Source organism: Andreprevotia sp. IGB-42, assembly GCF_009848685.1.
Classification (GTDB): Bacteria; Pseudomonadota; Gammaproteobacteria; order Burkholderiales; family Chitinibacteraceae; genus Andreprevotia.
The window spans coordinates 1-24,792 of sequence record NZ_WXTX01000014.1; the positions used below are offsets into that span (position 1 = coordinate 1).

The following is a 24,792-nucleotide window of genomic DNA, read 5'->3' on the forward strand; positions in this document are numbered from 1 at the left end:
GCTACGAGGCGGGAAATCAGCTTTTGATTCATGGGATGCTTTGTCCTCAAATTAATGGAGTGTCTTTTGTTATGGTGTCAAACCTTGCGAAATCATGTCCGACGGATGCGCTGCTGCCATGGAGCGAGTTTGTCAGCCGATGATGCTAGCAGACTCGGAGAAACAAGAATGGCGCTGTTTTATGTTTATTTGATAAATAACCACGTATGAATGGCCTTGCTTAATACCATGGCCCATCCAGCGGAACAGTGATTGATTGGCGATCAGGTTGAGACGAATTGCCGTTGCTTGCTGTATTGGGGATCAGATCGGATCGTTCAGCCTGGACGCGATCGCCATCCTGTCATCGGCTCGCGACAATGACGCTGGCTTGCTTTGCCAGCGAAGCATGAATTCCCAAGTATCAATCAATGGCAAGCGCTGAAGGCGGAAACCCCGCCCGGACTGCAACGCAACGGCAGGGCACCGCATTGCCTGCGCCCGAGCCAGCACGATGGGCTGCCTGGCTGCCCGCGTGCACCGGGTTACAACCAGGGCGCTTCGTCACCCGCATAGGCAACAAAATCAGGAAAAGGAATGCGCGCAGTAACCGGGCGGCCGCTATCTGCCGGCACCGACCGCAATGCGGGCTTCGCCCGCTTGGCCGCAGCAGGTGCATCTGCCAGCTGCTGCAAGACCTGTGCCGCATCGTCCGGCAGCCATGGCTGGAACAACCCCACATCCACGCCATGCGGCACATACCAGCGCTTCACCCCGCCATCGAAGCGCGCGCCCAGCGCCTTGGCCTTGTCTTTTTCGGCAAAGGGCACGTTGAGGTAAAGCTGGATTTTATGGGTGCCGGGTGAGCGGTTGAGGGGTTTGCTGCCAGCGCCTGTCATGAAATCAATTCGCTACGGTTTGGAGATGCCCGTAATGTAATTGAGCGTGGCATACATTCAAAGAGAAGCAATGCCCGTTGATATCTGCCAAATCGGGTACTTGCTGAACGCAACCGAAAATTGGTCAGGAATGACTGCCACACTTTGCGAAGAAGTTGCCGGAATTGATAGTCGCCGCGCCGCACGACACCTCAGTGAGGTTGAACCTGGCAGCGAGTGCATACCGTGCGGAAACCCATCCGGCTGCGCTGATGCTCACCATACGTAACGTAGGGCAACGACAAAACCACCACGGCTTCATCCGCCCATTGCGGAACCCGGCGCGCCGACCGCCTGAATCCACCCATTGTTTTTCCAGCGCCTTACCCATAAAAGGACACCGAGCAATGGCCGATGAAAATTCCACCCTCGTCGAGTTGCTCAAATACCCGGTTGCAATCTTCTCGGTCCTGCTGGCGCTGATCATCGGCAAATACGCGCTCGGGATCACCTTCGGGCTGGTTGCTGAAATATCCACCGACTGAGTGAAGTTCACGCAGGATGCCAAGGCTGAAATTGCCGATCTCGCCAGCAAGCTCAACGGCACACTGGTCTCCATCGGCGACTTGAACAAGCATGCACCCGCCGGAGAAATGCAATCAGCGCAGGCCAAGGCAGATGTATTCCAGGCCACGCAAACCGTTTCCGACCAGACCGCGCAGCTCACTGGCTCACTGCCCTGTCGGCGCCCCAGCCAGCGGCGCGCCCAAACCGCGTGGCTATATATGGATCGGTGACTATCGCTCAGCGTGGAACTCCGCCTCACCCACCCGCCAATCGGGATAGACCGCGAATACGCCAAGCAATATTGGGCCGCGGTCGAGTTGCCCTGAGGGCGACATTGCACCGAAGCCCAGCCATTGGTTGAATACTGGCAGAGCAACCCTCAGTGGCGTGCGCAATCGAGACCGTCGTCAAAGGCTTGCCGCCTTACCATATGCAGATACAGGCGCCGCCAGCATTCCCCTTGCCGATTTACCGCCGGCCCGAATGCAAAAAACCCCCTGATTGCTCAGGGGGTTTTCATATATTTGATGGGGTGGCTGATGGGGCTCGAACCCACGACAACAGGAATCACAATCCTGGACTCTACCAACTGAGCTACAGCCACCACCGAAGCGGTTCTGCCCGCCGTGGCGTGCAGTTTCAATCTAGTCGATTTTTCGGGTGCCAGTGGCGCGCCCGACAGGAATCGAACCTGTAACCTACGGCTTAGAAGGCCGTTGCTCTATCCGGTTGAGCTACGAGCGCCGGGTACAAAGAGCGGACTACGGTACAACTGGGAAAGGTCTGGTCGGGGCGGTGGGATTCGAACTCACGACCCTCTGCTCCCAAAGCAGATGCGCTACCGGGCTGCGCTACGCCCCGAACAGAGGCAGAAATGTAGCAGTACCCAAACCGGCCGTCAAGCACTGTGCGAGTAGATTTGAGCCAAGCGGCCGAAAAATGCGAGAATACGCGCTTTGCATCAGCCCGCCCGGAGCCCACAGATGACCGCACAGATCCTTGATGGCAAAGCCATTTCGCAGGAAATCATTACGCAAGTTCGCGCCCGGGTGGACGCCCGCATCGCCGGCGGCAAGCGCGCGCCTGCGCTCGCCGTGGTGCTGGTGGGCAGCGATCCGGCTTCGCAAGTCTATGTAGGCAGCAAGAAACGCCAGTGCGAAAACGCCGGCATCACCTCGCTGGCGTACGATCTGCCGGCAGAGACCTCCGAAGCCGATCTGCTGGCGCTGGTTGCCAAACTGAATGAAGACGACGCCGTGGACGGCATCCTGGTGCAACTGCCGCTGCCTTTGCACCTGAATGCAGAAAAAGTCATCGAGCTGATCACCCCCAACAAGGATGTGGACGGTTTCCATCCCTACAACATCGGCCGCCTGGCATTGAAGATGCCGCTGCTGCGCCCGTGCACGCCGCGTGGCGTGATGACCTTGCTGGAAAAAACCGGCATCGATCTGGTCGGCAAGGATGCCGTGGTGGTGGGGGCGTCCAATATCGTCGGCCGCCCGCAGGCGCTGGAGCTGTTGCTGGCGCGCGCCACGGTCACCGTCTGCCACAGTAAAACCCGCGATCTGGAAGGCAAGGTACGCGGCGCCGATGTGGTGGTGGCTGGTGTAGGCATCCCCAACTTCGTGAAAGGGGAATGGATCAAGCCGGGCGCCATCGTCATCGACGTGGGCATCAACCGGCTGGAAAGCGGCAAGCTGTGCGGCGATGTGGAATTCGATGTGGCCAAGGAGCGCGCCAGCTGGATCACCCCGGTGCCGGGCGGCGTAGGGTTGATGACCGTGGCCACGCTGATGCAGAACACCATCGATGCGTGCGAGGCGCGCGGCCGATGAGCTACGGACTGATCCGCCCTTTCCTGTTCATGCTCGATGCCGAGCGTGCGCACCGGCTTACCCTCCATACCGCCGATGTATTGCACGGCATGGGTTTCCTGCGGGTATTCACGCCCGGCATCCATCCCATGCCCACGCGGGTAATGGGCATCGATTTTCCCAATCCGGTCGGCCTGGCAGCCGGGCTGGACAAGAACGGCGGGCACCTGGATGCGCTGGCTGACTTCGGTTTCGGCTTCATCGAAGTGGGCACGGTCACGCCGCGCCCGCAGCCGGGCAACCCCACACCACGCATTTTCCGGCTGCCGCATGCCGAGGGCATCATCAACCGCATGGGCTTCAACAACGGCGGGGTGGATGCGCTGGTAGAGAACGTGCAGCGCGCGCAGTACAAGGGCATCCTGGGCATCAATATCGGCAAGAACTTCGATACGCCGATCGAGAACGCCACCAGCGATTACCTGATCGGGCTGGAAAAGGTTTACCAGTACGCCAGCTATGTCACGGTGAACATCAGCTCGCCCAACACCAAGAACCTGCGCCAGTTGCAGCAGGCGGACGAGCTGAACCAGTTGCTAGCCGCACTCAAGCAGAAGCAGACCGAGCTGGCCGACAAACACGGCCGCTACGTACCCGTTACGCTGAAAATCGCCCCCGATCTGGATGAACACCAGATCCAGGACATCGCCGAGCGGCTGATCGCCAACAAGATCGACGGCGTGATCGCCACCAACACCACGCTGTCACGCGTGGGGGTGGAGCATCTCAAACACGGCGGTGAAACCGGCGGCTTGTCCGGTGCGCCGGTACGCGCCAAATCCACCCACGTGATCCGCGAGCTGGCACAGGCGCTGGATGGCGCACTTCCCATCATCGGCGTGGGCGGCATCACCGAAGGCGAACATGCACTGGAGAAAATCCAGGCCGGTGCCTCGCTGGTGCAGGTGTACAGCGGGCTGATCTATCGTGGCCCGCAGCTGGTGGGCGATTGCGTCGAGGCGATTGGGCGCACGTGATGCACAGCGCCGATCCGGCGTTGATCAGGCAGATCGACGCCATCCTGCCGCAAACGCAATGCAAGCAATGCGGCTTTGACGGCTGCCGCCCGTACGCGGAAGCCATTGCCGGTGGCAGCGCCGATATCAACCAGTGCCCGCCCGGCGGCATGGCTGGCATCACCGAGCTGGCCGCACTGCTGGGCCGCACGGTGATTGCACTCAATCCCGAGCACGGCATGGAAAAACCGCGCGAGCTGGCAGTGATCGACGAAGCGCGCTGCATCGGCTGCACCTTGTGCATCCAGGCGTGCCCCACCGATGCCATCGTTGGCGCAGCCAAGCTGATGCATACGGTGATCACCGACGAATGCACCGGCTGTGCGCTGTGCCTGGCGCCCTGTCCGGTCGATTGCATCGATATGGTGGTGCTGCAGCCGGTGGTCAGTTCACGACTAGCACTGCCGGAACGCGTGCATGCACGCAAACGCTATCACTTCCACCAGTTCCGGCTGGCGCGGGATGCGCAAGAGCGCGCGGCAAGGCTGGCGGGCCGTTCTGCAGCCAAGCGCGCCGAAAGTACACCGCCACCCGATGCAACCACCGACCCCGGCATCACCCCGGAAGCCGCGGCACGCGCCGCCAAAATCCAGGCGATGATGGCGCGGGCGCAGGCCAGGCTGGCGGGCACGGCCCCCGACGCGGCATCACCCGAAGCAGAACAACCCGCCGCTGCAGAAGCACCGTTAGATGATGCCGCCACCCGGAAACAGGCACGCATCGCCGCCGCCATGGCCCGCGCCACCGCGCTGCGCCAACCCAAGTCATCCTGAATGATTGCAGCGGGCCCGATCAGCGCAATGCCATGGCGCCGCACGGTGTGCCGCATGCTGATCCTGCTGGCGGTCAGCTATGCGGTCATCTGCACGCTGATGTATCTGCTGCAGCGCCGGCTGATCTATTTTCCGCAACCTGCAGCCATCGCCACGCCCGCCAACAGCCAGGCGCTGAAGTTGGGCGAGGTCACGCTGCAGATCTCGGTGCAACAGAACCCGGGACGGCAGGCGGTGCTGTATTTTGGCGGCAACGCCGAGGACGTTTCGCAAACGCTGGCACCACTATCCGTCGCCTTCCCCGGGCGCGCACTCTATCTGCCGCACTATCGCGGCTACGGTGGCAGCGCGGGCAATCCGTCCGAAGCAGCACTGGTCAGCGATGGACTGAAGCTGTTTGACTGGGTACACCGGCAGCACCCGGATATCACCCTCATCGGCCGCAGCCTGGGCAGCGGCGTAGCCATCCAGGTGGCGGCGCAGCGACCTGCCAGCAAGCTGGTGCTGGTCACGCCGTACGACAGCATCCAGCGCATGGCGCAGCAGCAATTTCCCTGGTTGCCGGTATCGCTGCTGTTGGCCGACAAGTATGAATCCTGGCGTTATGTGGCTGCTTTGAAGATGCCGACCATGCTGATCATGGCGGGCGATGATCGGGTGATTCCGCAAGCGCATACGCTGGCGCTGTGGCAGCAGTTTCCTGCCGGGCAGGCCACCCTGCATACGCTGGCCGGCATCGGGCATAACGACATCGGTGATGCCCCGGCCTACCTGCGTTTGCTGGCGCAACCCTGATCGGCCAGCAGGGCACGGACAACACCCATTTCTCACCCATTTCTAGCGCGCCGTATAACTCACCCGCCAGATCACCCCGGCCTCGTCATCCGACACCAGCAGTGCACCATCGGGCGCTACCAGCACGTCCACCGGACGCCCCCATGCATTCTGCCCCTGCAACCAACCTTCGATGAACGGTTGCACCGCCACCACCTTGCCAGCCGCATCCACTTTGGCGCTCACCACGCGGTAGCCGCTCTTGTTGCTGCGGTTCCACGAGCCGTGTTCGGCAATGAAGATCTGCCCACGGTATTCAGCCGGAAACTGCTTGCCTGTATAAAAACGCAGGCCCAGCGCGGCCACATGCGCCCCCAGCCTGGCGGCCGGTGCCACGAACTCGCTGCACGCACGCTGCTTGCCCAAATCCGGATCGGCCACATCGCCCTGATGGCAATACGGGTAACCGAAATGTGCACCGGCTTTGCCCACACGGTTGAGCTCATCGGACGGCAGATCGTCGCCCAGCATGTCGCGGCCATTATCGGTCAGCCACAGCGTATTGCTGCCGGGCTGCCAATCGAATCCCACGGTATTGCGGATGCCACGCGCCACTACCTCGCGCTGCTTCCCGTCCGGCGAGATGCGCTGCAAGTTGGCGTATTGATCAGGGGCGGGCGCACAGATATTGCATGGCGCACCCACACCCAGGTAAAGCCAGCCATCCGGCCCGAAGCCCAGATAACGCCCGCCATGGTGCCGCTCTGCCGGCAAGCCACCATGGAATAGCTGCGGCTTGGGCGGCTGCGCCAGCTGTTTTTCGATCCCCGGCAATTTCACGATGCGATCCACCGACGACACATACAGATCACCCGCGCGGAAGGCCACGCCGATCGGTGCGGTCAGCCCGCTGGCAATCTGCAGCGGCGCGCCAGCCTTGCCACCATCGAGCGGCACCGCATACACGCCATTGCGGCGGGAGCCGACAAACAGCGTACGTTCGCCCAGCGCCATGCCGCGCGCCTCCGGCACCTTTGCCAGGATGCTGATGCTGAACCCGGCGGGCAGCTTCAGTTGCGGGATGCGTTCATCCAGCGCATCGGCACGCGCTGGCATGACGGCGGCCAGCCATAGCGCGGCCACAAGGTGCAATCGCATATTCATCCCCCCGGCAAAGTGAGCAACGCTGCATTGCCTGTCTTTATCGCACGCATGCCACTGTTTGGCAGCACGGATTTCCTGCTAGCATCGACAGCCATACCCGTCATGGCGAAACAGGCAATGCATCCCGTTCTGATCATCCCCGGCATCGGTGGTTCCGGCGCCGGGCACTGGCAAAGCCGCTGGCAAGCCTTCCACCCATCCTGTAGCCGCGTGGAGCAGGCCGATTGGGATCACCCGCTGCTGGCCGCCTGGCTGGCCAGGCTGGATGCCGCCATTGTCGCCAGTGGCCCCGATACCCTGCTGGCAGCGCACAGCCTGGGCTGCCTGCTGGTGGCGCACTGGGCGGCCAGCACGCCGCGCCCGATACGCGGCGCCTTGCTGGTGGCCGTACCAGATCCGGCCGGCCCGGCCTTCCCGGCAGAGGCCGCCAGCTTCGGCCCCACGCCAGCCAATCGCCTGCCCTTCCCGGCCACGCTGGTCGCCAGCACGGACGACCCTTATGGCAGCCTGGACCATGCCAGCGCCACCGCCACCAACTGGGGGGCGAACTTCGTCAATGCCGGTGCGCACGGCCACCTGAATGCCGCCAGCGGCCTGGGTGACTGGCCCGCTGGCTGGCAGCTGCTGCAGCAGTTTTCTGCACCAGACACCGCACCATAGGGGTAGGAATGCAATGACGTTTGCTGATCATTTCATCCTGCTGGCCCGCTACAACCAGTGGATGAACGCCAAGCTGATCGACGCCGCCGGCCAACTGCCGGAACAGGCATTGCTGCAAGACCGGGGCGCATTCTTCGGCTCGCTTTTCGCCACGCTCAATCACCTGATCGTGGCCGATACCATGTGGCTGAAGCGCTTCATCAACCACCCGGCCCAATTTGCCGCACTCACTCCGGTGCAGGCACTGCCGCAACCGGCCTCACTGGATGAAATACCCTGTCCGGACCTGGCCAGTTATGCCGCGCGCCGCGCGCTGCTGGATGATGCCATCAGCGGCATGGCAAGCGCGCTCACCGATGCCGATCTCGCCCATGTTTTGCAGTACAAGAACGCCAAGGGCATTGCCGGCAGCAAGCCGTTCTCCGCATTGCTGGTGCATCTGTTCAACCACCAGGCCCACCACCGCGGCCAGGCCAGCACGCTGTTTTTCCAGGCCGGCATCGACATCGGCGCCACGGATCTGCCGCTGCTGATTCCGGATCAGCCGGCAGTAGCCTGAACGGGACGCCCCATGGCCATCAAGATCGAAAAAGCCACCGAAGCCCGGCTGGTTGCCTCCATACAGCGTTACTTCGCCACGCACATGGATGAGCCCATCGGCAATATGCAGGCCGCGCAGTTGCTCGATTTCTTCCTCGCCGAAGTGGCACCCACCGTCTACAACCAGGCGATTGCCGACGCGCAGCACTACATGCACGAAAGAACCATGGATCTGCCGGCCAATTGCTTTGAACCCGAACAAACCTACTGGTAAACCATGAACAAGGAAACGCGCCGCATCTTCTATCAGCGGCTGGCCGATCTCGACCCCAACCCCACCACCGAGCTGCACTACACCACGCCGTTCGAGCTGCTGACTGCCGTACTGCTGTCCGCGCAGGCTACCGATGTGGGCGTCAACAAGGCCACCAAGCGCTTGTTTCCGGTAGCCAATACACCGGAAACCATTCTTGCGCTCGGCCAGGAAGGGCTGGAAGGCTATATCGCCACCATCGGCCTTTATCGCAGCAAGGCCAAACACCTGCTGGAAACCTGTCGCATCCTGATCGAAAAGCACGGCAGCGAGGTACCGCATGATCGGGGGTCGCTGGAAGCACTGCCCGGCGTGGGCCGCAAGACGGCCAATGTGGTGATGAATACCGCGTTTGGCGAAGCTACCATCGCGGTGGATACGCATATCTTCCGCGTCTCCAACCGTACCGGGCTGGCGCCCGGCAAGGATGTGACCGCGGTCGAGCACAAGCTGATGAAGGTCACGCCGCTGGAATTCCGCCTCAATGCACACCACTGGCTGATCCTGCATGGCCGCTATATCTGCAAGGCGCGCCGGCCGGAGTGCTGGCGTTGCGCAGTGGCGGACGTGTGCGATTACAGGGCCAAGGAAATGACGCCGCCCAAGGGCCGCTGACGCCACACGGGTCCGGCGCACTTGCAGCAGCCATGCTGGCGGGATACTGTATGGCCGCCGTAAGCATCAAGCTGGCACACGACTAACAATAACTTCGGTGACTTCATGCATCCCGCGCTCGCGCAGAACCAGTTTTTTGTCAAAGAACACGTCGGCATGTTCAAAGCCGCCAACAATTTCGATATCTATGACCCGGCCACCAACCGCATCGTGCTGGAATGCCGCGAGCCGGATCTGGGCATGGTTACCAAGGTGTTCCGCTTTACCGACTACAAGCGCCATACCCCGTTCGATATCCGCATCACCACCCCCACCGGTGGCCCGGTGGTGCGCGTGCAACGCGGCGTGTCATTTTTCCGCTCGCGTATCGAAGTGCTGGATGAGCGCGATCAGCTGATCGGCACCTTCCAGCAAAAACTGCTGAGCCTGGGCGGCAAGTTCGAGATCCTCGATGCCAAGGGCAACTCGCTATGCTGGTTGAAAGGCAAATGGACCAGTTGGGAATTCAACTTCGAAAAAGACGGCAAGCAGTTTGCCTCCGTTTCCAAGAAGTGGGCCGGTATCGGCAAGGAGCTGTTCACCAGCGCCGACAACTACATGCTGTCCATCGACCCGACCGTGCCGGCCGATTCCCCGCTGCGCCAGCTGATCATTGCCGCAGTGATGTGTATCGACATGGTGCTGAAAGAGTAAGTACTTCAGCGCTGACCAAGGACGGGGGCGCGGCCCCCGTTTTTCATTCCCCGTTGCCAGCCGCATCTGTATCGTATTGACGCGGGCCGGAACAGGAAAAGGCGCGGGGAAGCATGCATTTCGTGAATTGGCGCCAGCAAAAAACCCCAGCAAGGCATTGATTTAAAAAGGCATCAATCGTCCCATCCGGTCAGCCGTGAACACAGCACTGCCAGCAGCTTCCCGCCTGCACCTTCTCTTGTCACAGTGGCGCACGGCGCAAAAAGCGCCCGACAAAACATTCGAGGATGGAGACAATGCGTTCACTTGACTTATGGATGCTGGCAGCCGTGCCGGCAATCATCGTGGCGGCACCCGCCATGGCGGCACCGGCATGGAACAGCGGCACGATTTATACCGGCGGCGAAATCGTCAGCTATGCCGGCAAGGACTGGAAAGCCAAATGGTGGACCCAGAACAATGTGCCGGGTGCAGACCAATGGGGCCCATGGGAACTGCAGACAGTGGTACCGGTCACCCCGACCCCGACCATCAAGCCGACCAGCACACCCACTCCGGTCGTCACCAGCACACCGACGCCAACCGTCAAGCCGGTTACTCCTACACCGACCACAACACCGACGCCGACCGCCAAACCGGTCACACCCACACCGACCGTGACCCCGACACCGGTCAACGGCTGCGTACCATGGTTGAGCGCACCCGCCTATGTGTCCAGCAATTGCGTGATCTACAACGGCAACCTGTACCGCGCCAAGTGGTGGACACAGGGCGCAGTGCCAGGTGCAGATCCATGGGGCCCGTGGGAGCTGATCGGCCCGGCCACATCGCCGACACCTACCGTGACCGCCACGCCGACACCGGTGATTACCACCACCCCGACCCCCGTCATCACCGGCACCCCCCTGCCACAGGTGCCGGCGCGCATCGGGGCGGTGAAAGTGGACACCTGGCGCAATGGCGCCACCGGCGCATATTCGATGGTGCACGATGATTTCTGCTCCGGCGGCACCATAACGCCAAGCCAGATCAACATTGCCGATCCGGAACTGACCAAGCGTGGCCTGGTTGCTGCGTTTGCCACCATCACCGGCTGGTGCAATGCCGGCAACTGGAGCTCGGCCAAGACCTTCATCGCCCACGGCCATGAAATCGCCAGCCATTCGCGCAATCACCCTGCTGGCAGCACCACCGATGCCGCATGGGTAAGCAGCGCGGAAATCAACGGTTCGCTCAACGATATCGCAACCAACCTGGATGGTTATCAGGCCACTTACTTCGTATGGCCCAACGATACCGCTACCGATGCGGCAGCGACCTATCTGCGTGCGCAACCAGGTTATCTGGGCGGCCGGGCAACCAATCGTGATCTGGGTGGCAACAACATCGAATACATCGGCTTGCCAGCAGGTGTGAATCCAGCCAATTTCGCTGATCCGTATTTTGTGAAATGGGATCTGTTCACACGCAGCGGCATCTACTCGCTGTACCCGCAAGGCAGCGAAATCCTCAACCTGCATGTAGATGCGGCCATTGCACAGGGCGGCTGGGCCACACGGACCATGCACGGCATAAGCGATACCGCCACAACCGCAGATGGCTACGAGCCGGTACCGGTAGCACGCTATACCGGCCACCTCGACTACGTGAAATCCAAGGTCGATGCCGGTCTGTTGTGGGTAGCCACGCCATCCACAGTGATCCGCTACCGCTTTGCCCGTGACTACTGCGCACCGGTGCTGAGCAGCAACGGCGGCCAGGCCAACTTCCCGGCGACCGATGCCAACTGCGTGAAGTACGCAACACCGCTCTCGCTCGAGCTGTCGGTAGCAGGTGCTGGCGTAGTGTTCTGGCAGGCAGGCAACGTACTGCCGGCCAAGGCACTGGGCAACGGCGTGTATCGCGTGGATGCCTTGCCGACCGCAGGCGCAGTCACCGCGACCAGCAACCCGTAAAACAGCACGGAGCAATTGAAAACGGCGGCAGGCTCAGGCCTGTCGCCGTTTTTTTTGCAAAACCGACAGCCGGCCCGGCAATGCTGCTTGGCGGCTCAGCTCTCCAGCAGCGTATGGAAGATGTAGTGCTCCAGCAGCAGGCGCTCCATCATGCCCGGCTCCACGAACTCCACCCCGGCCTGCCCATCGGCACGGCTGGCATTGCGCACCTCGGCCTTGATGGCCAGCGTGTGCTCGATACCGGCAGCGGGCAGGCGGAACGCCAGTTGCACGCCAGTGCCTGCGTGCAGTACGGCAGTACGGCAGTACTCACCAGCATGGCGCCACCGGCAGACAGGTTGATGATGCGCGCCGGCACCATGGCATCGCCCACGGTCAGGCTGGCAATCACATCGATATCCACCCGCTGACCCTTGCGCAGTTGCTGGCGCTGCATCTGCTCGGGAAAGCTCAGGATCACATGCGGCACCGGTGTGAAAGTGACCTTGTTCACGGTACAGCTGAACGCCACCACATCACGCCCGGCCAGTGTGCGCAGCGACAGCGTTTCCCCTTCGCGGAACGGCAGCACCGCACCTTGCGCGTTCACGCTGCTGAGGAATACCGCGCTTTTATCCACCCAGCCGATCAGCCGCACACTGGTCTTGGGCCGCCCGCCGCTGCCGCTCTCGCCCAGTTGCAGCCAGGTCCCGGGCAGCAGCTTCAGCTCCGGCAACACCTTGCGTTCGGCTTGCGAGCTGTCCGCTGCGCGCACCGGCGGTGGTGCAGCGGCTTCGCGCGGCGTCACCCGCGCACCACCGGCGCTGGCCGGCTTGCGCAATGCATTCCATTGCGGGTTGGCATAATGGCCCAGCGTTTGCAGCGTGCTCAGCAATTCAGCATTGCGTATCACCTGCCCGGCGGAAACCAGCAGCGTGCCCTGCGGATCGAACACTGCGTAGGGCACGGGCTGGCCCAGTTGAAGATCCTGTTTGCGCACGGGCAATAATTGTTCGGGCATGGCGATATCGTTGTCAGGCGTTGAACGGGAATACGGAAATCCGCTTTCGGTACAAGCAGATAGCTTACACCAGCTAAGCCATACCGCTGCAATACATTGCCGACAAGCGCAGGCAGGGTGCAACCATCGCGCGTGCTAGAATCGCCGCTTGCATCAAGCCCTTGTTTTGTCGAGTTTTCCCCATGCTCCATCTGCTCAATCCCGCCCAGCGCGCCGCCGTACAGTATCTGGATGGCCCCTGCCTGGTCCTTGCCGGCGCGGGCTCCGGCAAAACACGTGTGATCACGCAGAAAATTGCCTACCTGATCGAGAAGGCCGGCATGGATGCCCGCAATATCGCCGCCATCACCTTTACCAACAAGGCTGCGCGCGAAATGAACGAGCGCGTGGGCCACCTGATGGATGCGCCGCGGCTGCGCGGCCTGACGGTCTCCACTTTCCATAGCCTGGGCATGCGCATCCTGCGCGAGGAAGCACGCCACCTGGGCTACAAGCCGCAGTTCTCCATCCTCGATAGCGCCGATGCCGGCAAGATCATCAGCGACACGCTGGGCACCACCGACAAACAGCTGATCCGCAGCGCGGTCAGCCGCATTTCCACGCTGAAGACCGACCGCATCTCGCCGGACCGCGCCATCCTGATGGCCGAATCGGAAGGCGAGCTGCACCTGGCACGCGTATACCGCATCTACCAGGACACACTGATGGCCTATCAGGCAGTCGACTTCGACGACCTGATCCGCCTGCCGGTAGACCTGTTCGAACAGAACGCCGAAGTATTGAAGAAATGGCAGCAACGGCTACGCTACCTGCTGATCGACGAATATCAGGACACCAACATCACCCAGTACCTGATGGTGAAGCTGCTGACCGACATCACCGGCCAGTTCACAGCGGTGGGCGACGACGACCAGAGTATCTATGCATGGCGCGGCGCGGACATGGAAAACCTGCGCAAGCTGCAGGTGGACTTCCCCAAGCTGCACGTGATCAAGCTGGAACAGAACTACCGCTCGGTGGCACGCATCCTCAAGTGTGCGAACGCGGTCATTGCCAACAACCCCAAGCTGTTCGAGAAAACGCTGTGGTCCGACCTGGGCATCGGCGACCCGATCCAGGTGGTGGAGTGCAAAAGCGAAGAGCACGAGGCCGAGCTGGTGGCGATGAAACTGCTGGCGCACAAGTTCGAAGCCAATACCAGCTACAAGGATTACGCCATCCTGTACCGCGGCAACCACCAGGCGCGCATCATCGAAACCGCGTTGCGCACCCACAAGATCCCCTACCTGATTTCCGGCGGGCAAAGCTTTTTCGACCGCGCCGAGATCAAGGACGTGCTGGCCTACCTGCGGCTGGTGGCCAACGAGAACGACGATCCCGCCTTCATCCGCGCGGTGACCACGCCCAAGCGCGGCGTGGGCAATATCACGCTGGAGCGGCTGGGCGCCTATGCGGCAGACCGGCAGATCTCGTTCTTCCAGGCAGTCTATGAAGAAGGTTTCATCTGGCAGGTGCAGGCCACGCAGTACGAGCCGCTGAAGACCTTCTGCGATTTCATCGGCCGGCTGCAGTACCGCGCACCGCGCGAACCCGCCGGCCAGGTGCTGAACGAGCTGCTGGAAGCCATCGACTACGAAACCTGGCTGTACGACAGTGACGAGCCCAAACCGGCCGAGGGTAAGTGGAAGAACGTGCTCGAATTCGTGCAGTGGGTAACGCGCCAGGGCGAAGAAAAAGGCAAGGATCTGATCGAGATCGTGCAGACCATCGCGCTGATCACCATGCTGGAAGGGCGGGATGAAGAAGACGTCGATGCATTGAAGATGTCCACACTGCACGCCAGCAAGGGGCTGGAATACCCGCACGTGTTCCTGATCGGCTGCGAGGAAGACATCCTGCCGCATGCCAACTCGATAGAAGGCGGCATGGTGGAAGAAGAGCGCCGGCTGATGTACGTGGGCATCACCCGCGCGCAGCGCACGCTCACCATTACCTATTGCGGCAAGCGCAAGCGCGCCGGAGAATGGCAGGTGACCGAGCCCAGCCGCTTCCTCAAGGAGCTGCCGGCCGAGGATATCCGCGTCTCGGGGCGTCTGGCCGGCGGCAAGCCCGAGCAGGCCATCAGCAAAACCGAGGGCCGCGCCATGCTGGCGGGCCTGCTGGCAAAATTGAGCTGATTTTCGCGCTTGATTCTTGCATCGGCAGGACGAAGCAGTTATCATCGCGGGTTTCCGAGTGTGCCGTTCCGGCCTACCGGGACTCGTACATTTCATTTCCAAGATTGGAGTTCAAGACATGGCTAACAGCGCCCAAGCTCGCAAGCGTGCGCGTCAGGCTGAACAAGCCCGCCAACACAATGCCAGCCAACGTTCGGCATTCCGCACCGCAGTGAAAAAGGTGCTGAAGGCAATTGAAGCTGGCGACAAGACCGCCGCACAAGCAGTATTCCAGCAATCTGTCAGCATCATCGACAGCATTGCCGACAAGAACATCTTCCACAAGAACAAGGCCGCTCGCCACAAGAGCCGCCTGTCCGCCGCCATCAAGGCGCTGGCCTGATTCTTTGTCAGATGCTTCAACAAAAAACCCGGCGCTGCCGGGTTTTTTGTTGCCTGCCGTATCGGCACCAGCGGTTCCTGACCCTTCAGAAACGCCGCGACAGCCGGAACGCTGGCAACAGCGTACGGTAATCCGTCTCCTCAAAATCCAGCCACACCCCATCCACGGTTTCGCTGGCATCTTCGAACCAGCAACTGATGCGCACGAAGCGCCCCAGCGCATGCCACAGGTGCGCCACCATGCGCTCGGCAAACCAGCGCGGGGTTTCCTCGTGCAGCGCTACCTCCAGCTCCACCAGCAACAAGCACCCTCGCGGGTGTGGCTGGCGCATGGTGCGCAAGACCGGCAGGTGCTGGCGTGCCAGCTCGAGCAAAACAAGATCGATCTCGCGCGGCGATAGCGGGGCCAGGCTGATTTGCAATGGAATGGCGCTCATCCTGTCAGCTTAACACCGTGGTTTGCATACGCCAGCACCGGCCGTCCGGGAAAGCCTGTCACGCCAAAGGCTGCGTGCTGTGCTAGATTGGCGAAGCATCTGTAGAGAGCCTTTGCCATGACGCAAGCAGCCACCGAACTCGCACCACTCCCGACCATCCTCATCATCGATGATTCGCGCATCGTGCGCGCCACGGTGAAGAAACACCTGTCCGAGCACTACACCGTGCTGGAAGAAGCCGATGGGGAAGCCGGCTGGCGCAGGCTGCAGAACGAGCCCGATGTGCAACTGGTGGTATCCGACCTGACCATGCCCGAGCTGGATGGCATGGGCCTCCTGGCGCGCATCCGCGGCAGCGGCGAAGGCCGTCTGATGCAATTGCCGGTCATCATCATCTCGGGGGAAGAAGACGAAGAAACCAAGCGCCGCTGCGTGGAATGCGGTGCCAACGACTTCATTACCAAATCGACCGATCGCTCCGAGATGCTTGCGCGCGTCAACGCCAACATCCAGCACGCGCAAACGCAGAAAGCACTCGAAACTGCGCGCAGCCAGCAGGCAGAAACCGCCACCACCGACCATACCGGCGCCGGCTCACACCACCTGCTGACGATGCAGACCGAGCAATCGCTTGCGTTCGCGCACCGCCATCACAGCGAAGTAACCTTGCTGCTGATCGAAATCGACCGTTTCGGCCAGTTGCAGGACAAGCTGGGCACACGACTGGCCGAACAGATGCTGGGGCTGCTGGCCAAGCACCTGGGCGCCAAGCTGCGCCGCGAAGATACGCTGGCCCATGTGGAAGGCCCGCAATTTGCCGTGGTATCCCCGGGCACCACGCTGACCGAAGCCAGGATACTTGGTGAGCGCCTGCGGCTGGCCATTGCAGGTGCACGCGTGCATTTCCGCGAAGAGCTGGTGCAGGTCACCGCCAGCATCGCGGCCGCCAATTCGATCCACGATGCGCAAACCAGTGCATCCGGTCTGTTTGCCGCCGCCACGGATCGCCTGTATGCGGAAGCAGGCCAGAACCGTGTGGTGATTCCGGAAGGTGGCCCGGACCGCAATGCCGTGCCACTGCTGGCGGAGGCAGTACTGATGCTGCACAAGGGCATGACGGACGAAGTGAAGCCACATCTGCCTGCACTGATGAAAAACCTGTTGCCGCTGCTCAAGCTGGCCAATGGCGAAATGGGCCTGGGCTGGGATATCGCCGCGCTGGAGCAGGAGCCGGATCAGCCCTGATCCGGATTTGCGCCAGCTAACCGGCCAGCAGGGTGATCGCCGCGCCCTGCCCGTCCACGCTGCGGCGCTCTACAAACAGACTGGAGCCCGGCTCGCGCTTCGCGCAGCGTTTGGCCGCAGCTGCGGCAGCAGCCACTTCGTGATGTGATGCAAACAGCGCGGGATCGACCTCGACAGCACCAACCGACAAGGTCACCAGCGCATGCCATTGCAATTCGCCACGCCTGTCCGGCGACCAATAGCCACCGGTCGCGCAATGCGTTGCGTCGAAGTGCTCAAGGCGGCGCGCATCAAAATCCCGCAATAGTGCGGCGCAGCGCGCATCCCATCCTGCGCTGCGGAACAACACCACAAAATCATCGCCACCGATATGCCCGACAAAATCATGCTGCGGGTCGGCCGCTTCCAGCAGCATCGTGCCGGTCAGCTGGATCAATGCATCCCCGCTGGCGTAGCCGTAAACATCGTTGTATGGCTTGAAATGATCCAGATCGAAATAGGCCATGGTGAAGGCCTTGCCCTCTGCCAGCAGCCCATCGATTTCTTCCTGGATCGGCACATTGCCGGGCAATAACGTGAGCGGATTGGCGTAGCGTGCCGCGCGTACCTGCAGCTCGGTGATTGCGCGCATCAGGTCGTGCCCGGTACCCATGCCCTGATAATAACCATGCTCGGTCACGATGAAACCATCCGCCAGGTAGCGGCGCTCGGCAGCCGTCACCAGCAGCGACAGCTCCTGCAGGCTCATCGATGCCTCGACGATCAGCGGCGCCGGGTCCATCAGCGCGCGGCACGGCCGGTTGCCATACAGCTCGTGCGTGAACGGGCGGGCAAAGAACTCCAGCACCTCGTGGCGCTTGAGCAAGCCCACCGGCCGCTGTCCTTCCACCACCGGCAATGCATACAGTTCGGGTGAGCCGGTGAACAACTGGCACACCGCCTCGCTGCGCTCGCCCGGCGCCACCGTCTGCACGTCCACCAGCAGGCTGCCTGCCGTGCGTGCCCGCCCCCCATCCCGCCCCCGCGACGTGTCGTGATCGGCCAGGTCCAGCGATAGCAGCCGCGTCGGGTGCGGCTGGGGGCGGCCGATATGGTAACCCTGGCCGAAACCGATGCCGATACGGCGCACCACATCCAGCTCCTGCTGGGTTTCGATGCCTTCGGCAATCACCCGCGTGGCGGTATTGAGAGCGATATGCTGGATGGAACGCACGAACTGGCGCTTCTGCGCGTCGTTCGCCAGGCCCTGCACGAAGTACTTGTCGATCTTCACGAAGTCGGGCTTGAGCTCGGACCAGAGCCGCAAGGTGGAAAAGCCCTCGCCCAGATCATCGATGGCAATCTGGAAACCCATTTCGCGGTAATGCAGCAACGCATCTTTCAACAGCGCGTAATCATGCGTGGGCTGGGTTTCGGTCAGCTCGATCACCACCCGCTGCGGTTGCAGGCCCACATTGCGCAGGATGTCCAGCGTGATGCCCGGGCGGAAATCCGGCGCAGTCAGACACGATGGGCTGACATTGAGGAACAGCCGCCCCGGCAGGCGCTCAGCCACGAATGCGGCGATGATCGTGCGGCGGCACGCCAGATCAAGCGCAGGCAACAAGCCCACCGCGTCGGCACTACGGAACAGGTTGATCGGCGAATGCAGGAAACTGTCCGATGGGCCGCGTATCAAGCCTTCATAGCCAAATATCTCGCCATCATTCAATGAGGCGATGGGCTGAAACAGCGCCGAAAGCTTGCCGCCATCCAGCAGCAACACCAGCTCATGGCGCAGGCTTTCCAGCTCGGGCAGTTGGGGCATAAAGGGGCGTCCAGAACGACAAAAGCGGCAAGTCTAGGCACTGCGCATTACCGCGCAGTGACAAATGCGCACTGTCGTCTACATCTATGGACGACCTTGCGTAAGGGTTGAGGCAACAACGACCCGCGGGGCCGTTGTTGCAACAGGTGTTACTCGCTATACGCCCACAGGTCGACGGATTGGCTGCCGTCATCCGCAAGCAACCGGAACCGTGCCGGTGCATAGGCGGTATCCGCCACCAGGATACCGCTGGCGCTTGCCGGCAAACCACTGCAGCCGGCCAGCGTCAGCGTGACTGCCAGCGTACCGGGCAGCTTGCCCGCCACCGCCTTGCCGGCCAGTTGGCACACACTACCCGCCAGCGGTGCCAGCGTGCCATCTGCCGCCAGCGTGAACGCAGCATTGGCGCCAGCCGGTGTTTGCGCGATATAGCGACCGACCAGCTTTGCTGCATCGGTCACCGCAGCGGTCGCCGTATCACTGCGTAGCAGGCTGATGGTCGCCGCTGTTTTTGCCGCCGGTACCGATGTCCATGCGCCGCCTGCAGTCTGCTTGTACAGCGTCTGTACCCGCTCGCTGTCATCGTTGACCACCAGCAGGCGCGTACCGTCCGCCGCCGCATAGTACTGGCCGCTGGCAGGCTGCGCTTCGTTACCCAGCGCCACCATGTAGGTGCCTTCAGCCAACGCGTCGACCTTCAGTACGGGTGCAGGGGTAGGCGTGACGACAACCGGGTCATCACTGCCGCAGGCAACCAGCAACGCCGGCAGCAAGGCCAGCGGCACCAAGAGAAAACGATTCATGTCGCCCCCTTACTTGGCAAGCAGGTCGCGCAAACGCAGACGCAACCATTGTTGCGATTGCGGGCGCGCCTCGAAACCGACCTGCATCGCCGTCACGGTGATCTTGCCACCAGCATTGAGCGCAGCTTCGTTATCGGCTTGCGTGCTGTCCGGCTTGCCACCGATCACAAAGGTCACACCCGGGTAAGGCGCTTTTACGCCATAGCCCGATGCAACCGGGTCTTTGGACAGATCTGCCACGAACTTGGGCGAGGTGGTGGAGAACGTGCCGAAACGCGAGAATACCCATGGCAGATTGGCCGAGCCACCGGCGGTAAAGGTAGGAAAGTTGACGTTCAGCGACGTGCCGGTCGGCAGCAGCGGGCCGCTACCGGCCTTGGCTTGCAGCGCAGCCAGGAACTTGATCGACAGCACAGCCACTTCATCGGCAAGCGCAGCATTGTCGGTGGTATTGGTATCGGCACTGATCGCAATCGCCGGCAGGCCGCGGTTGGCGGCGAAGATCGCATTGCTGACGGTACCGGAGGTATTGACGATGCCCCCCAGGTTCTGGCCTTCGTTCGGGCCGGAAATCACCACGTCCGGCTGCTTGCCCCAGCGTGCCGGTGCCAGAACATCCAGCCCGTACATGGTGGCCATTACCGGCGTGCCATCGACATAGCTGATGTCGGCATAGGTCGGATCAGTACCCACACCCGGGGCACCAACCTTGACGGTACCGCCGCGGCAATCCTTGGTCAGTGCGGTCAGCGGGGTGAGGAAATTGAGCGAAGCACCCTTGCCGCTCTGATTCTGGCACGGCGCGGAAACGATCACATCGTGGCCGGCAGCTTTGAGCTTGATATAGAGCGCACGGATGTTGGGGGCGGCAAAACCATCATCGTTGGTCAGCAGGATATTGAGCGCGAAGGCTGGGGTAACAGCGCCTGCGGCCAGAATGGCCAGGGCGATGCGAGTTGTTTTCATGGTGATGGCTCCCGTAAAGAGCCGCCATATAAACAAACCTTCATGTCTTTTATATTAAAACGACCTATAGTCATGCGAATACAACCGGGCACTCACGATATTGGTGATATCCCTAACAAGCCAAGGTAGAATTCGCTTATGGCTACTCAAATCCAACGCTCCAACCAAACCCAGCAGCAATTGCTCGCTGCCACCGAGCGCCTGCTGGCCGAACAAGGCTATGCAGCGGTGAGCGAGGCACGCATTTGTGAACTCGCCAACCTGACGCGCGGCGCACTACGCCACCACTATCCGAACGGCCGCTATGACCTGCTGCCGGTACTGGTGGAAAGGCTGATCGCCCGGCAAAGCGAGCTGATTGCTGCCGCCCAACCGCAAAACCCGCTAGAACGCATCTACCTGATGCTGTTCGGCCTGCTTGACGCGCCGATACAGTCCGATACCGTCGCCATCCTTGAGGTCTGGATGGCTGCACGTGGCGATGCCAAGCTGGGCGAACGCATCAACCCCATCATGAACAGCGCGATCGAGCGCTTGTTCGGCATGACATCGGCAACGCCTGCGGATCCGGACGCACTGGCATTGCGCTGTCTGCTGCATGGCGCATGCATGCATTGTTACAGCGTGGATTACGACCGCAACGCGCTGGTTGCGGCCATCCAGTGGGTACTGGAAAAGCTGCCGCCCCCAGCCGGCTTCGTCGAGCGCCTGCAGATGGAACAGGCGGCATAGGCACCGCCAGAACCGACTTCTACCTTCTGTGATCTGATGGAAAACGGCAGCCTGCGCTGCCGTTTTTTATCCGCTGAACCTGCAGGCGAACCAGCCGCCGGACAGATCGCTCAATCGCGGTAACCGTTGGTGATCGGCATGCGCCAGTCCTTGCCGAACGCGCGGCTGGTCACCCGAGGGCCCACCGGCGCCTGGCGGCGCTTGTATTCGTTGATGCGCAGCAGGCGCACCACCTTGTCGACGTCCTCTGCGGCAAAGCCGCGTGCCTTGATCTCGTCGCGGCTGAGGTTTTCTTCGACGTAGTGCGCAAGGATGGCGTCGAGCACTGCGTAATCGGGCAGCGAATCCTGGTCTTTCTGATCCGGCCGCAGCTCGGCGCTCGGCGGGCGGGTAATGATGCGCTCCGGAATCACCAGCCCCTGGCTGTTGCGCCAGTGGCACAGCCGGTACACCAGCGTCTTGGCCACGTCCTTGAGCACCGCAAAGCCGCCGGCCATATCGCCGTACAGCGTGGCGTAGCCGGTAGTCATCTCGCTCTTGTTGCCGGTGGTCAGCACCAGCTTGCCGCTCTTGTTGGACAGCGCCATCAGCAAGGTGCCGCGGATGCGGCTTTGCAGGTTTTCCTCGGTGGTATCCATGTCCCGCCCGGCAAACTCGGGGGCGAGCCCGGCCATGAAGGCTTCATACATCGGCCAGATTTCGATCTCGGAATACTTGCAGCCGAGGATGTCTATCATCTGCCGCGAATCGGTGACGGAAATATCCGCGGTATAGCGCGACGGCATCATCACCGCGTGCACGTTTTCCGCACCCAGCGCATCGACGGCAATCGCCAGCGTCAACGCGGAATCAACCCCGCCGGACAGCCCGAGCAAAATACCGGGGAACCCGTTCTTGCCGATATAGTCCTTCACCCCCAGTACCAGCGCCTGGTAGACGCTGGCTTCCTCGCCCGCATCGGCCGCTACCTCGCCGGGCAGGAAATCACCATCGGCATAATCGACCATCAGCAACGCGGGCTCGAATGCCGCCGCCTGCGCTACCAGCTCCGCAGCCCGGTTCATCGCGAACGAATGCCCGTCGAACACCAGTTCATCCTGGCCGCCCATCATGTTCACGTACGCGATGGGCATGCCGGTTTCATCGATGCGATGCGCCACCACCTGATCACGCCGCACCGCCTGCTTGGCCTTGTGATATGGCGATGCGTTGAGGACCAGCAACAGTTGTGCGCCTTCGTCGTGCGCGGCGGCGGCGGGTTCGATATCCCAGATATCCTCGCAGATCACCACGCCGACCTTGATGATGCCCTCCGCCCCCACATGCTCGAACACCAGTGGCGAATAGCCGGGCGTGAAGTAGCGCACTTCATCGAACACTTCGTCGTTGGGCAGCAGCATCTTTTCGTAGCGGCCCAGCACATGACCATCACGGATCACCGTGGCTGCGTTGAAGCGCTCGTCACCAGCCGCATGTGGATGGCCGATCACCACGGTGATGTCATCCACTTCGTCGATGATGCGGCCGATCAACCGCTTGCACTCGGCCAGAAAGCTCGGGCGCAGCAGCAGGTCTTCCGGCGGATAACCGGACAGCGCCAGCTCGGGCGTGACGATCACATCGGCGCCCTGAGCGCGTGCATCGGCAATGGCGGCCAGGATCAGATCGAAGTTGCCGGCAAGATCGCCGACCTTGGGGTTGAGCTGGGCAAGCGCAATTTTCATCGTGACAGGCATTCTGGGTGGCGGACGCATCATTTTACGGCAGCCGGCGCTTGCCTGCCCGCCGATCACTCGCTGCTGCCGTCCTGCCACTCGATCGTTGCGGGTTGCACCCGGGTAAAACGGTCCGGATGCCTGTGCACCCAAAGCACTGCATGCAGCAGCAACACGGCGGCCAGCAGGTTGCTCCATGCCAGCCAGCGATGGCGGCGCACCAGCCGTGCCGGGTTCCGTGCGCTGATCACGAAAGGCCGGCCATCCGGCGGGCAGCTCAGGCTGTGCGTTACCGGCGCCATGCCGGCGCGCACGCGTTCGGCCTCCACCTCCTGGCTGGCAGCGCTGCGCGCTGCCTCCCATTCATCCAGATCGATCTCGCCGTTGCCGTCCCGGTCGAAGCGTTCGAGCAGCGCGCTGCGGTCTGCCTTCCAGTCCTGCAGCCGGTCCGATACGGCACTGCGGATTGCGCGGGGCGTATGCAGATCGGCGCGCCTGCTGCTGAAATCACCGGCGGCATAGAGCTGGGTGCGCTCCAGAATCGCCCATTCCTCGAAACGGTCTTCGCCGCGATGGTGTACTTCGCATGCGGGCAGGTCGAAGTCGGCGCCTGCCGGGGCGATCACGCACTCGCTGCGCGCATCGGCAATCAGGAAAGGCGTTTCGCTTTGCCAGGTGCTTACATGCTGCCAGCGCTCACCGCCGCCACGCGCTGCACTACGCCGCATGTGGCGGCAGCGGTACCACACGCACTCGATGCCGGTTGGCGTGTACTGGCGGTCCAGATACACCCGCGCCCGCCCTTCGATGGCCGCATAACCCTGTGCCGCAGCGGCAATCGATGTCACCGGGGTATTGGCCAGCGCCTGCTTGCGCCCGAGGTTATGGCGCCATGCCGCCAGGCTGATCAGCGCGCATGCGGCAAAGGCAGCCTGCCACAGGCCGGGGCGCCCAAGCATCAGCGCCGTCACCAGCAATAGCAGCTGCGCCGCGATGGCCAGGCCATTGAATTGCCACAGGCGCCGGTCGGTGAGCACCACGTCCGGCAGCGGCAGGTCCAGCAGTTCGTAGAGCCAGTGCAAGCGTCAGTCCCTGAACGCCTGCGCCATATCGACATCGGCTTTTTCCGGCTCGGCAAATTCCAGCGACAGCGCAGCACGGAAACCGAAGTTGCGCGCCACGATCACATCGGGAAACTGGTCGATCCGCACGTTGTTGAGGTTGACCGCCTCGTTGTAGACCTCGCGCCGATCGGCAATGCCGTCCTCCAGCTCGGTGATGCGTGCCACCAGATGGGTGAAATGATCATTGGCGCGCAGTTCCGGGTAAGCCTCCACCGTGGCAAACAGCGCACTGAGGCCGGCGCGTAAGCGCCCTTCCGCAGCACCCAGCGCCGGGATGTTCTTCGCCTCGCGCGCGGTGGCCACGCCGGCGCGCGCCTGCATCACCTTTTCCAGTGTTTCGGTCTCGAACTTCATGTACTGCTTGCAGGCTTCCACCAGCTTGGGCAATTCGTCATGCCGCTGCTTGAGCAACACATCGATATTCGCCCATGCCCGCGCCACACCGTGCTTGAGCGCCACCAGATTGTTGTACACCGACACCAGGTACAGCAGCACGACCACCAGCAGGCACAGAAAAATCACCAAAGGCATACACACACTCCACAGGATACGGGCGCGCCAGCACGATTGTTACAGGCAGACGCTTCCCGCAGATTAGCCG

The 24,792-nt window shown here is 61.9% G+C and carries 26 protein-coding genes and 3 tRNA genes; 16 read left to right on the plus strand and 13 right to left on the minus strand.

Annotation, left to right across the window (positions count from 1 at the left end; genetic code table 11):
- Positions 1 to 524 precede the first annotated feature (524 nt).
- A complete protein-coding gene (locus tag IGB42_RS18130) occupies positions 525 to 878 on the minus strand; it encodes a DUF5710 domain-containing protein (protein WP_159674330.1) in 354 nt (117 codons plus the stop codon).
- Positions 879 to 1,264: 386 nt separating this feature from the next.
- Here IGB42_RS18130 and IGB42_RS18135 point away from each other — a divergent pair, with 386 nt between their 5' ends.
- A complete protein-coding gene (locus tag IGB42_RS18135) occupies positions 1,265 to 1,402 on the plus strand; it encodes a hypothetical protein (RefSeq protein WP_159674332.1) in 138 nt (45 codons plus the stop codon).
- A complete protein-coding gene (locus IGB42_RS18140) occupies positions 1,403 to 1,654 on the plus strand; it encodes a hypothetical protein (protein WP_159674334.1) in 252 nt (83 codons plus the stop codon).
- A gap of 298 nt (positions 1,655 to 1,952) precedes the next feature.
- Here the strand turns inward: IGB42_RS18140 and IGB42_RS18145 are convergent.
- From IGB42_RS18145 to IGB42_RS18155, 3 genes are all read right to left on the minus strand, one after another.
- Positions 1,953 to 2,028: transfer RNA gene (locus IGB42_RS18145), tRNA-His, on the minus strand.
- Positions 2,029 to 2,091: 63 nt separating this feature from the next.
- Positions 2,092 to 2,168 (minus strand) — tRNA-Arg (locus IGB42_RS18150).
- Positions 2,169 to 2,208: 40 nt separating this feature from the next.
- Positions 2,209 to 2,285 (minus strand) — tRNA-Pro (locus IGB42_RS18155).
- Positions 2,286 to 2,407: 122 nt separating this feature from the next.
- Here IGB42_RS18155 and folD point away from each other — a divergent pair.
- Genes folD through IGB42_RS18175 form a run of 4 tightly spaced genes read left to right on the plus strand, consistent with a single transcriptional unit; the run spans position 2,408 to position 5,885 of the window.
- A complete protein-coding gene (gene folD, locus IGB42_RS18160) occupies positions 2,408 to 3,262 on the plus strand; it encodes a bifunctional methylenetetrahydrofolate dehydrogenase/methenyltetrahydrofolate cyclohydrolase FolD (RefSeq protein ID WP_159674336.1) in 855 nt (284 codons plus the stop codon).
- A complete protein-coding gene (locus tag IGB42_RS18165) occupies positions 3,259 to 4,278 on the plus strand; it encodes a quinone-dependent dihydroorotate dehydrogenase (RefSeq protein ID WP_159674338.1) in 1,020 nt (339 codons plus the stop codon). The genes folD and IGB42_RS18165 overlap by 4 nt, the downstream gene beginning before the upstream one ends.
- Positions 4,278 to 5,090: an RnfABCDGE type electron transport complex subunit B gene (locus IGB42_RS18170; protein WP_159674340.1), complete on the plus strand. Its 813-nt coding sequence runs from the start codon at positions 4,278 to 4,280 to the stop codon at positions 5,088 to 5,090. The genes IGB42_RS18165 and IGB42_RS18170 overlap by 1 nt, the downstream gene beginning before the upstream one ends.
- Before the next feature lie 54 nt (positions 5,091 to 5,144).
- Positions 5,145 to 5,885 (plus strand): alpha/beta hydrolase, encoded by a 741-nt coding sequence (locus IGB42_RS18175; protein ID WP_201800002.1) that lies wholly within the window; start codon positions 5,145 to 5,147, stop codon positions 5,883 to 5,885.
- 42 nt (positions 5,886 to 5,927) lie between these two features.
- Here IGB42_RS18175 and IGB42_RS18180 read toward each other — a convergent pair whose 3' ends face one another.
- Positions 5,928 to 7,022, minus strand: a complete 1,095-nt coding sequence (locus IGB42_RS18180) for a sorbosone dehydrogenase family protein (protein WP_201800003.1) — start codon at positions 7,020 to 7,022, stop codon at positions 5,928 to 5,930.
- 123 nt (positions 7,023 to 7,145) lie between these two features.
- Here IGB42_RS18180 and IGB42_RS18185 point away from each other — a divergent pair, with 123 nt between their 5' ends.
- The 6 genes from IGB42_RS18185 (at position 7,146) to IGB42_RS18210 (ending at position 11,804) form a co-directional block, all read left to right on the plus strand.
- Positions 7,146 to 7,688 (plus strand): alpha/beta hydrolase, encoded by a 543-nt coding sequence (locus IGB42_RS18185; protein ID WP_159674346.1) that lies wholly within the window; start codon positions 7,146 to 7,148, stop codon positions 7,686 to 7,688.
- A gap of 13 nt (positions 7,689 to 7,701) precedes the next feature.
- Positions 7,702 to 8,247, plus strand: a complete 546-nt coding sequence (locus tag IGB42_RS18190; protein ID WP_159674348.1) for a DinB family protein — start codon at positions 7,702 to 7,704, stop codon at positions 8,245 to 8,247.
- Between the two features lie 12 nt (positions 8,248 to 8,259).
- On the plus strand, positions 8,260 to 8,502 hold the full coding sequence (locus IGB42_RS18195) for a DUF2164 domain-containing protein (RefSeq protein ID WP_159674350.1): 243 nt from the start codon (positions 8,260 to 8,262) through the stop codon (positions 8,500 to 8,502).
- A gap of 3 nt (positions 8,503 to 8,505) precedes the next feature.
- Positions 8,506 to 9,156 (plus strand): endonuclease III, encoded by a 651-nt coding sequence (gene nth, locus IGB42_RS18200; protein ID WP_159674352.1) that lies wholly within the window; start codon positions 8,506 to 8,508, stop codon positions 9,154 to 9,156.
- Between the two features lie 156 nt (positions 9,157 to 9,312).
- Complete coding sequence (locus IGB42_RS18205) at positions 9,313 to 9,849, plus strand: LURP-one-related/scramblase family protein (RefSeq protein ID WP_201800005.1); 537 nt, start codon at positions 9,313 to 9,315, stop codon at positions 9,847 to 9,849.
- Positions 9,850 to 10,145: 296 nt separating this feature from the next.
- Complete coding sequence (locus tag IGB42_RS18210) at positions 10,146 to 11,804, plus strand: carbohydrate-binding protein (protein WP_159674355.1); 1,659 nt, start codon at positions 10,146 to 10,148, stop codon at positions 11,802 to 11,804.
- Between the two features lie 148 nt (positions 11,805 to 11,952).
- On the opposite strand, the gene IGB42_RS18215 is transcribed toward IGB42_RS18210, so the two are convergent.
- Positions 11,953 to 12,804, minus strand: a complete 852-nt coding sequence (locus IGB42_RS18215) for a flagellar brake protein (protein WP_159674356.1) — start codon at positions 12,802 to 12,804, stop codon at positions 11,953 to 11,955.
- 182 nt (positions 12,805 to 12,986) lie between these two features.
- Between IGB42_RS18215 and IGB42_RS18220 the strand changes: the two genes are divergently transcribed.
- Positions 12,987 to 14,981 (plus strand): UvrD-helicase domain-containing protein, encoded by a 1,995-nt coding sequence (locus IGB42_RS18220; RefSeq protein ID WP_159674357.1) that lies wholly within the window; start codon positions 12,987 to 12,989, stop codon positions 14,979 to 14,981.
- A gap of 118 nt (positions 14,982 to 15,099) precedes the next feature.
- The gene (gene rpsT, locus IGB42_RS18225; RefSeq protein ID WP_084088604.1) at positions 15,100 to 15,363 is read left to right on the plus strand and encodes a 30S ribosomal protein S20; all 264 of its coding nucleotides are present in this window, start codon (positions 15,100 to 15,102) and stop codon (positions 15,361 to 15,363) included.
- An 85-nt stretch (positions 15,364 to 15,448) separates the two neighbouring features.
- On the opposite strand, the gene IGB42_RS18230 is transcribed toward rpsT, so the two are convergent.
- Positions 15,449 to 15,799: a hypothetical protein gene (locus tag IGB42_RS18230; RefSeq protein WP_159674358.1), complete on the minus strand. Its 351-nt coding sequence runs from the start codon at positions 15,797 to 15,799 to the stop codon at positions 15,449 to 15,451.
- 117 nt (positions 15,800 to 15,916) lie between these two features.
- On the opposite strand from IGB42_RS18230, the gene IGB42_RS18235 reads away from it, so the two are divergent.
- Positions 15,917 to 17,044 (plus strand): response regulator, encoded by a 1,128-nt coding sequence (locus IGB42_RS18235; protein WP_159674359.1) that lies wholly within the window; start codon positions 15,917 to 15,919, stop codon positions 17,042 to 17,044.
- Positions 17,045 to 17,060: 16 nt separating this feature from the next.
- Here IGB42_RS18235 and IGB42_RS18240 read toward each other — a convergent pair whose 3' ends face one another.
- The 3 genes from IGB42_RS18240 to surE form a co-directional block, all read right to left on the minus strand.
- On the minus strand, positions 17,061 to 18,851 hold the full coding sequence (locus IGB42_RS18240) for a GGDEF domain-containing protein (protein ID WP_159674360.1): 1,791 nt from the start codon (positions 18,849 to 18,851) through the stop codon (positions 17,061 to 17,063).
- 149 nt (positions 18,852 to 19,000) lie between these two features.
- Complete coding sequence (locus IGB42_RS18245) at positions 19,001 to 19,654, minus strand: hypothetical protein (RefSeq protein ID WP_159674361.1); 654 nt, start codon at positions 19,652 to 19,654, stop codon at positions 19,001 to 19,003.
- Between the two features lie 9 nt (positions 19,655 to 19,663).
- Positions 19,664 to 20,620: a 5'/3'-nucleotidase SurE gene (gene surE, locus IGB42_RS18250; RefSeq protein WP_159674362.1), complete on the minus strand. Its 957-nt coding sequence runs from the start codon at positions 20,618 to 20,620 to the stop codon at positions 19,664 to 19,666.
- 138 nt (positions 20,621 to 20,758) lie between these two features.
- Here surE and IGB42_RS18255 point away from each other — a divergent pair, with 138 nt between their 5' ends.
- Positions 20,759 to 21,352 (plus strand): TetR/AcrR family transcriptional regulator, encoded by a 594-nt coding sequence (locus tag IGB42_RS18255; RefSeq protein ID WP_159674363.1) that lies wholly within the window; start codon positions 20,759 to 20,761, stop codon positions 21,350 to 21,352.
- Positions 21,353 to 21,462: 110 nt separating this feature from the next.
- Here IGB42_RS18255 and IGB42_RS18260 read toward each other — a convergent pair whose 3' ends face one another.
- From IGB42_RS18260 to IGB42_RS18270, 3 genes are all read right to left on the minus strand, one after another.
- The gene (locus IGB42_RS18260) at positions 21,463 to 23,076 is read right to left on the minus strand and encodes an NAD+ synthase (protein ID WP_159674364.1); all 1,614 of its coding nucleotides are present in this window, start codon (positions 23,074 to 23,076) and stop codon (positions 21,463 to 21,465) included.
- A 65-nt stretch (positions 23,077 to 23,141) separates the two neighbouring features.
- Positions 23,142 to 24,149 carry a hypothetical protein gene (locus IGB42_RS18265; RefSeq protein WP_159674365.1) on the minus strand — a complete coding sequence of 336 codons (1,008 nt, stop codon included), beginning with the start codon at positions 24,147 to 24,149 and terminating at the stop codon, positions 23,142 to 23,144.
- A 3-nt stretch (positions 24,150 to 24,152) separates the two neighbouring features.
- Positions 24,153 to 24,722, minus strand: coding sequence for a LemA family protein (locus IGB42_RS18270; RefSeq protein ID WP_159674366.1), 570 nt, complete (start codon positions 24,720 to 24,722; stop codon positions 24,153 to 24,155).
- Positions 24,723 to 24,792 lie beyond the last annotated feature (70 nt).

Coding starts and splice junctions, on each gene's coding strand:
- IGB42_RS18130 (WP_159674330.1), bottom strand. CDS start 878: ATGACAGGCGCTGGCAGCAAACCCCTCAACCGCTCACCCGGCACCCAT.
- IGB42_RS18135 (WP_159674332.1), top strand. CDS start 1,265: ATGGCCGATGAAAATTCCACCCTCGTCGAGTTGCTCAAATACCCGGTT.
- folD (WP_159674336.1), top strand. CDS start 2,408: ATGACCGCACAGATCCTTGATGGCAAAGCCATTTCGCAGGAAATCATT.
- IGB42_RS18165 (WP_159674338.1), top strand. CDS start 3,259: ATGAGCTACGGACTGATCCGCCCTTTCCTGTTCATGCTCGATGCCGAG.
- IGB42_RS18170 (WP_159674340.1), top strand. CDS start 4,278: ATGCACAGCGCCGATCCGGCGTTGATCAGGCAGATCGACGCCATCCTG.
- IGB42_RS18175 (WP_201800002.1), top strand. CDS start 5,145: ATGCTGATCCTGCTGGCGGTCAGCTATGCGGTCATCTGCACGCTGATG.
- IGB42_RS18180 (WP_201800003.1), bottom strand. CDS start 7,022: ATGCGATTGCACCTTGTGGCCGCGCTATGGCTGGCCGCCGTCATGCCA.
- IGB42_RS18185 (WP_159674346.1), top strand. CDS start 7,146: ATGCATCCCGTTCTGATCATCCCCGGCATCGGTGGTTCCGGCGCCGGG.
- IGB42_RS18190 (WP_159674348.1), top strand. CDS start 7,702: ATGACGTTTGCTGATCATTTCATCCTGCTGGCCCGCTACAACCAGTGG.
- IGB42_RS18195 (WP_159674350.1), top strand. CDS start 8,260: ATGGCCATCAAGATCGAAAAAGCCACCGAAGCCCGGCTGGTTGCCTCC.
- nth (WP_159674352.1), top strand. CDS start 8,506: ATGAACAAGGAAACGCGCCGCATCTTCTATCAGCGGCTGGCCGATCTC.
- IGB42_RS18205 (WP_201800005.1), top strand. CDS start 9,313: ATGTTCAAAGCCGCCAACAATTTCGATATCTATGACCCGGCCACCAAC.
- IGB42_RS18210 (WP_159674355.1), top strand. CDS start 10,146: ATGCGTTCACTTGACTTATGGATGCTGGCAGCCGTGCCGGCAATCATC.
- IGB42_RS18215 (WP_159674356.1), bottom strand. CDS start 12,804: ATGCCCGAACAATTATTGCCCGTGCGCAAACAGGATCTTCAACTGGGC.
- IGB42_RS18220 (WP_159674357.1), top strand. CDS start 12,987: ATGCTCCATCTGCTCAATCCCGCCCAGCGCGCCGCCGTACAGTATCTG.
- rpsT (WP_084088604.1), top strand. CDS start 15,100: ATGGCTAACAGCGCCCAAGCTCGCAAGCGTGCGCGTCAGGCTGAACAA.
- IGB42_RS18230 (WP_159674358.1), bottom strand. CDS start 15,799: ATGAGCGCCATTCCATTGCAAATCAGCCTGGCCCCGCTATCGCCGCGC.
- IGB42_RS18235 (WP_159674359.1), top strand. CDS start 15,917: ATGACGCAAGCAGCCACCGAACTCGCACCACTCCCGACCATCCTCATC.
- IGB42_RS18240 (WP_159674360.1), bottom strand. CDS start 18,851: ATGCCCCAACTGCCCGAGCTGGAAAGCCTGCGCCATGAGCTGGTGTTG.
- IGB42_RS18245 (WP_159674361.1), bottom strand. CDS start 19,654: ATGAATCGTTTTCTCTTGGTGCCGCTGGCCTTGCTGCCGGCGTTGCTG.
- surE (WP_159674362.1), bottom strand. CDS start 20,620: ATGAAAACAACTCGCATCGCCCTGGCCATTCTGGCCGCAGGCGCTGTT.
- IGB42_RS18255 (WP_159674363.1), top strand. CDS start 20,759: ATGGCTACTCAAATCCAACGCTCCAACCAAACCCAGCAGCAATTGCTC.
- IGB42_RS18260 (WP_159674364.1), bottom strand. CDS start 23,076: ATGAAAATTGCGCTTGCCCAGCTCAACCCCAAGGTCGGCGATCTTGCC.
- IGB42_RS18270 (WP_159674366.1), bottom strand. CDS start 24,722: ATGCCTTTGGTGATTTTTCTGTGCCTGCTGGTGGTCGTGCTGCTGTAC.